We start from the raw sequence: 6062 nt of genomic DNA, 5'->3' as shown, positions 1-6062 counted from the left end.
CGACGTGGCCCTCGAGGTGGTCTCGGTAGACCCACGTGGCGGAGGCGATGAATCGGGCCACGCCATCAGGGAATTTGCAGGCACCACGACCGGGAAGCAGGCCGGTGCGACGCCAGATGTCCTGTAGGACAGGGGCGCTGGGATGCTCCGCGAAGCGGTGCCACTCCGCCGCCAAGGCCGGCACGCCGAACATGCAAGGCCCGCACTGCCCAGCCGACTCTCCAGCCGCGTAGGCGAGGAACCGGTCGACGAGGGCAATCGGGCACTCGCGCGGCGCGATCAGCTCGATGACTCCGGGACCTGTCCCGGCGCCGAACCGGGCAAGGTCGGCCGTCGACCACGCAAGGCTCGGGACGGCGTCGGCCGGCACGAAGGTGCCGCCCAGGCCACCGATGAGGACCGCCTCGGCATCGGCGGGCAGCCCACCGACAGCCGAGAGCAACTCGGACATCGGGGCTCCCGCCTCCGTCTCGAGCACGACACCGCGGGCGGTCGGACCGTTGAGGCTCACGAGGCGTGGGCCTGGCTCGGCAGCCGTCCCGTACGAGCGGAACCAATCCGCCCCCCACTCGGCGACCTGCACGACTCGCCACACGGTCTCGGCGTTGAGGACGACCGTGGGCCTGATCCGCCGGCCCGCCGAGTCCCGCCCGCCGGCAACGAAGGGAGGAGCCCGCTTCGTCATCGGTCGGGCGAGACCGCCTTGGGCGAGGGAGATGAGCGAGCTCTCCTCGGAGGACACGTACCGGGCCGGTACCTCGAGGACGTCGAGGCCCGCCCCCTGCAGTCGGACGGCGGTCGCGGAACCGCGGTGAGCGGCATACCGGATCGTGGCGGGACGACGGGGACTGAGCAGGGCCGCGCCACTGACGAGTTCGTCGAGGTGGTGCTCGACGACCCACCCGTCCTTCGCGGCACCGATCTCGCCGTCACAGCAGTTGACGATGAGGCGGGCGCGGTGCCGGAGCGCTGCCTCGAGCTTCACCGCCGTGGGAAAGGCGGCGCCACCGCGGCCGGTGAGGCCGGCGTCGCGAAGGAGCGAGGCAAGGGTCATGACCACTCCTGGGCGGCGATATCGCGTCGCCGATGCGTGTCGTGGTGAGTCACCCCTGAGCGCCAGACGATCGCCGCGCCACCTGCCACAGCGCAGGCGACGGTGGTGAGGCGGAGGACCGGCTCGTCAGCGGTGCCGAGGGTGAACCCGTGGAGGATGGCGAGCGGCCACAGGAGGTAGGCAGCCCAGTGGACGAAGCGCCAGGTGCGATCCGAGATGCGCTGGCGCAGCAGCGAGGTGACCACGACAGCGACGAACAGGTCGAAGGCGAGCGTCCCCAGTCCCACCCACAGCCGCTCATAGCCCGACGTGAACGGAAGGATCGCCGAGATCAGGTCGATCGACACGTAGGTCTCGACGACGGCTGTTGCGACGTGGAGGAGCAAAAAGACCGTCATCCCGAGGGAGAGCCACCGGTGCAGGGCGGTGACGATGGTCGCCCCGTCCCGGCTGCGGGCGCCACGCCCCGAGATCGCCGCGCCGAGGACGACGACGCCGGTGAGCAGGACGATGCTTGCCGTGCCGGTCGCGCGAGAGGTGTACCAGAGCAGCTCATTCATCAGGCGTGCCGTTGCTGCAGGTCCTGACGGGGCCAGCCCCGCGTCATCACAATGGAACCATCGCGCGCGTCGAGTCGAGCGGGAACGCCCTGCTCCTCCAGCCAGGAGTCGGCACCCGGCCCGAGGACGATCGCTGCCGTGGCGGCGGCGTTCGCCTCAGCGGCCGACACACCTGCACAGGTCACCTGCGCCCACGTCAAGGACGCCGTGAGACCGGTTCGAGGGTCGATGATGTGGTGGCGCTCACCGCTCGCCGAGGACCAGGACCGGCGCCTCGTCGACGACGTCGCGACGGCCTGGCCGGTCGAGGCGACCACCTGGAGGACCCGACCCGCCTCGTCCTCGATGCCGATCTGCCAGCCGCCGGCAGGGGCCTCGCCGGCAACGGCGATGTCGCCGCCGAGGTCGACGAGAAACCCACCTGTCAATTCGTCTCGGAGGCGAGCCGCAAGGACGTCAGCGGCGTGCGCCTTGGCGGTTGCACCGAGGTCGAGGAGCGTGCCGTGCGGGACCGACAACCACCGCCTCGTGCTGAAGAAGCGAATGGCCCTCCAGCCTGGGACTGCGGGGCGGCGGGTGTCGGCGTTGGGGAACCTACGGGCGCGGACGACCTCGATGTCATCGTCGTAACCGCTCGCCACGACGGCGGATCCCACGGTGGGGTCGACGAGACCACCGGTGATGCGGGCCATCTCGATCGCCGTCTGCAGGTGGTCGGCGAAGACGGGTGAGACGAAGGTCGAGGCGGCGTCCGAACGGGCGCGCGCGGCGAGGCGAGAGACCTCGGAGTCGGGGCGGAAGCGGGAGACGGCGCGGTCCAGCTGGGCGATGTAGTCCCGGGCGATCTCGGCGGCGGCACCGGCGGAGCGGGGATCGGTCGTGAGGATGGTGTTCACCGTGCTCATCGCGCGGAAGGTGACGCGGCCGAGTGGCTCGGCGAGGACTGCCGTCATGATCCGTGGCTCGTGACGTGTGGCGGGCCCGACCCGGTTCCCAGCTGGCCCGGAGAGCCGAAGCCGTTCTGGCTCTGGGTGCCCTGGTTGTCCTGGAAGCCCGGCGTGGTCTGGTTGCCCGATCCGAACAAACCGCCGCTGCCGTCGTCGCCGCTGTCCTGGTCATCGAAGAGCGTGAAGCCATCGTCGTCGGGGTGCTGAGCGGGCTTCACGTTCGAGGTGCCCGAGGAGCTCCCCGTCCCCGCCGCGATGGCGGCTGCATGATCCGCGGCGAGATGGAAGCCGGTGATCGCGGTCGCCACGGCGCTCGCGGCGAGGACGGCCACCGTCCAGGACCGCGCGTGTCTGAGCGAGGTCGATCTCATCGTTCCTCCTCGGCTGGTTCGTCTTTCAACGATGGGACGCCAACCTGAGAGGGACGTATGCGATGGAGGGGCCCTTCCTGTGAATCACCTATGTGATGGCGCGGTACCGGGACATTCGGCCCTATCGAGGGCTTTGTGCCGGCGGTCGACTGAGACCAACGGGCCTCACGTAGGAGGAACAATGGCCATCGAACAGCGCACCCCCACCTCCGCGGGGGAGACGACCTCGCGTGGTGCGGTTGACCTCTCCATGGCTCTTGCCGTGGTCGCCTTTGCGGCCGGCTCTCTCACGTTCTTCGGCAGCTTCCTCGTCGGGCCCGAGGTCATGCAGGGATCCGCACGCGGCACGGCCCTGATGATGTTCCTCGTCGCCGCTCCCGCCCTCTTCCTTGCCGCGCGGCGCACGCTCCTGGGCTCGACGAGGTGGCTGTTCGTTTGGGGCGGCATGTCGATGTTCCTCGTCTACAACTCGTTCATGCTGCTGACCGCGACGCCGGTCAACCGGCTCTTCCTGCTCTATGTGGCGACGTTCGGTCTGGCGCTGGCGACCATGATCACCGTGGCTCGGTCGGTCGACGTGCACGCCGTTGCACACCGGTGCAGCCCGGCGATGCGGGCTCGGCCCATCGCGGTGTATCTCGGCGCCACCGTCGTCCTCAATGTCCTCGCCTGGCTGGCCCGGATCGTGCCCGCCACCGTGAGCGACCGCATGCCCGATCTGGTCGATGGGATGGGGATCGCGACGGTGCCCACCTACCTGCAGGACCTGGCGTTCTGGCTGCCGCTGATCGCCGTGGGCGCGTGGCAGCTGTGGCACCGCCGTCCTTGGGGCTACCTCATCTCAGGCGCCGCGCTCGCCTTCTGGACGTTGGAGGCTGCGACCGTGGCCGTCGACCAGTGGTTCGGGCATCGGGCCGACCCCCTCTCGGACGTTGCCTCGGATGCAGTGGTCGTCCCCTTCGCGGCGCTGGCGGTCATCACTGCCGTCGTGTTCTGGTCCTTCCTGCGTCACGTGGCGGAGGACCCCGCCTCTGTCGCATCGGCACCACCGTCCTGAAGGGCCGCTGTCCGGCTCCCCGCCTCGCGTCAGCGACAATGACGCGATGTCCAGCTCCAGCCCTCTCCCGCGCCCACTCCGGATTCCGCGGGAGATCTGGATCCTCGTCGGCGCGGCGTTCGTCATCGCCCTCGGGTACGGGATCGTCTCGCCGGTCCTGCCTGCCTACGCCCGATCGTTCGACGTCGGGGTCGCGGCCGCCTCGGTCATCGTCTCGGCCTTCGCCTTCTTCCGCCTCATCTTCGCGCCCGTCGGCGGCGAGCTCGTCAGCCGCCTCGGGGAGCGGCCCGTCTACCTGGCCGGGCTGGTCATCGTCGCGATCTCCTCCTTCGCCACGGCCTTCGCCCAGTCGTACGCCCAGCTGCTCGTGTTCCGCGGGCTCGGCGGCATCGGGTCGACGATGTTCACCATCTCCACGATGGCGCTGCTCGTCCGGCTGGCGCCCCCGAGCGCTCGCGGGCGGGTGTCCTCGACCTATGCGTCGGCCTTCCTCATCGGCGGCATGATCGGCCCGGTCCTCGGTGGCCTGCTCGCCGGCTGGGGCCTGCGGGCCCCCTTCATCGTGTACGCCGTTGCCCTCCTCGTTGCCGCAGCGGTGGTGGCGATCGGCTTGGGCGGCGCCCGACTGCAACCGGTCGAGGAGCGGGCGAAGCGGGATGTCGTGAGCTTGGGCGAGGCCTGGCAGTCGCCGGTCTACCGGGCCGTGCTGGCCTCGGGCGTCGCGAACGGCTGGACGAACTTCGGCGTGCGCATGGCCGTCCTCCCACTCCTCGCCACCGCCGTGCTCGACCGGGCCTGGGTGGCTGGTGCTGCCCTCGCGATGGGGGCCGTCGGCACCGCGGTCACGCTGCAGTTCTCCGGGAAGATGGCCGACCGCGTCGGGCGCCGGCCGCTCGTCATCGGCGGGCTGGTCGTCATGGGGACGTCTACGGCGCTCCTGGCGTTCGCGCAGCACCCCGCCCTGTCGGTCGGCCTCGGGCTGGCCGTGCTGTTCGGCCTGTCGGCGCTCTCCGGCGTCGGGGCGGGCCTGGTGAACCCCGCCCAGCAGGCCGCCGTGGCCGACGTGATCGGCCACGAGCGGAACGGCGGCAGGGTTCTGTCGACCTTCCAGATGGCCCAGGACGGAGGCGCCATCGTCGGTCCGATCCTCGTCGGGCTCGTGGCGGATGCTTTCGGCTTCGGCGCAGCCTTCCTCGTGACGGGCCTCGTCTGTCTCGCCGGAGCAATACCCTGGCTCGCCGCGCCTGAGCCGCTGGTCCATCATGCCGCTCCGATCGGCGAGACCAGCAGCGAGAGGTGAAGTCAAAGCCGGTGCCACGCCATCGGCATCGGGAGAGCCGGAGGGTGGGCCATGTCTCCGGCGCAGAACACGCCTGACAGGCTCGAGCGCCCGAACTCGTCGATGCCTGCCCCCGTTTCGCCGCCTTCGCATTGGTCGAGGTGGGCCTTCAACGGGCGATGTTTCGCGCTCATGCCGACGGTCGGACGTCCGCTCATCCACGTTATGCCGGTGATCTGGGCGGTGGCGGGAACAACGGACGGGACGATTCCGAGTTGTTGCGTTGCGCTGAGCACGGCGGTGCGATTCCGTCCCGTCCGTCGTCCCGTCCCCAGCACCACACGCGGTCATCGCGGCAGGGAATCTGGGCGTACCTGGCGCCCGGGCGGCGCGGCGAACGCTTGGGCACTAGAGAGAGCCGTTGTCGTATGCCTCGGTGAAGCCATCGGCTTCGTCCAGTTCGGCGGCCCGCGCCCGCCTACAGGTCGAGCACGAGGCCAGGCCGCGCGACGTCGACCTGACCGGTGAAGACCTGTCGAGCGCAACCGAGGGCCTCGTCCGGGTCGGTGTCCGGCACCAAGTGCGTGAGCACCAACCGTCCGACCCCCGCATGGGTCGCGGCAGTGCCGGCGTCGCGGGCGCTGGACAGCACGCCCACCACGTCGTCGGGCACGCGCGCTGCGTAGCTCGCTTCGGCCAGCAGGACGGTCACGTCGCGGGCGAGGTCCACCCGTCGGTCGCTGGGGCCGCTGTCTCCGGTGTACGCGAGGGATGGTCCGTCCGTGCTGATCCGG

The 6062-nt window shown here is 70.3% G+C and carries 6 protein-coding genes and 1 pseudogene; 2 read left to right on the top strand and 5 right to left on the bottom strand.

Annotated features, from left to right (window positions below; translation table 11 throughout):
• The 4 genes from VIR15_RS06480 to VIR15_RS06465 form a co-directional block, all read right to left on the bottom strand.
• Positions 1-1054: NADH-ubiquinone oxidoreductase-F iron-sulfur binding region domain-containing protein (locus tag VIR15_RS06480; RefSeq protein WP_331926657.1), on the bottom strand; the 1054-nt coding region annotated here is incomplete at its 3' end.
• Positions 1051-1614 carry a ferric reductase-like transmembrane domain-containing protein gene (locus tag VIR15_RS06475; RefSeq protein ID WP_331926656.1) on the bottom strand — a complete coding sequence of 188 codons (564 nt, stop codon included), beginning with the start codon at positions 1612-1614 and terminating at the stop codon, positions 1051-1053. The genes VIR15_RS06475 and VIR15_RS06480, both read right to left, overlap by 4 nt.
• A complete protein-coding gene (locus VIR15_RS06470; protein WP_331926655.1) occupies positions 1614-2567 on the bottom strand; it encodes an FAD:protein FMN transferase in 954 nt (317 codons plus the stop codon). Before VIR15_RS06470 ends, VIR15_RS06475 begins: the two co-directional genes overlap by 1 nt.
• The gene (locus tag VIR15_RS06465) at positions 2564-2932 is read right to left on the bottom strand and encodes a hypothetical protein (protein WP_331926654.1); all 369 of its coding nucleotides are present in this window, start codon (positions 2930-2932) and stop codon (positions 2564-2566) included. Before VIR15_RS06465 ends, VIR15_RS06470 begins: the two co-directional genes overlap by 4 nt.
• A gap of 181 nt (positions 2933-3113) precedes the next feature.
• Between VIR15_RS06465 and VIR15_RS06460 the strand changes: the two genes are divergently transcribed.
• Together VIR15_RS06460 and VIR15_RS06455 are read left to right on the top strand one after the other, a co-directional pair.
• Positions 3114-3989 carry a hypothetical protein gene (locus tag VIR15_RS06460; protein ID WP_331926653.1) on the top strand — a complete coding sequence of 292 codons (876 nt, stop codon included), beginning with the start codon at positions 3114-3116 and terminating at the stop codon, positions 3987-3989.
• A gap of 46 nt (positions 3990-4035) precedes the next feature.
• On the top strand, positions 4036-5289 hold the full coding sequence (locus VIR15_RS06455) for an MFS transporter (RefSeq protein ID WP_331926652.1): 1254 nt from the start codon (positions 4036-4038) through the stop codon (positions 5287-5289).
• Positions 5290-5746: 457 nt separating this feature from the next.
• On the opposite strand, the pseudogene VIR15_RS06450 reads toward VIR15_RS06455, so the two are convergent.
• A pseudogene (locus VIR15_RS06450) lies at positions 5747-6062 on the bottom strand (MBL fold metallo-hydrolase); the annotation flags it as partial.

The sequence above is a fragment of the Intrasporangium sp. genome (genome assembly GCF_036566125.1).
In the GTDB taxonomy this organism is placed as follows: Bacteria; Actinomycetota; Actinomycetes; order Actinomycetales; family Dermatophilaceae; genus Intrasporangium.
Note: the sequence above shows the minus strand (reverse complement) of the source record. Positions and strands in the feature narration are given on the sequence as shown.

Excerpts from the sequence above, each read along its gene's own strand:
- VIR15_RS06475 (WP_331926656.1), bottom strand. The coding sequence starts at position 1,614 with ATGAATGAGCTGCTCTGGTACACCTCTCGCGCGACCGGCACGGCAAGC.
- VIR15_RS06470 (WP_331926655.1), bottom strand. The coding sequence starts at position 2,567 with ATGACGGCAGTCCTCGCCGAGCCACTCGGCCGCGTCACCTTCCGCGCG.
- VIR15_RS06465 (WP_331926654.1), bottom strand. The coding sequence starts at position 2,932 with ATGAGATCGACCTCGCTCAGACACGCGCGGTCCTGGACGGTGGCCGTC.
- VIR15_RS06460 (WP_331926653.1), top strand. The coding sequence starts at position 3,114 with ATGGCCATCGAACAGCGCACCCCCACCTCCGCGGGGGAGACGACCTCG.
- VIR15_RS06455 (WP_331926652.1), top strand. The coding sequence starts at position 4,036 with ATGTCCAGCTCCAGCCCTCTCCCGCGCCCACTCCGGATTCCGCGGGAG.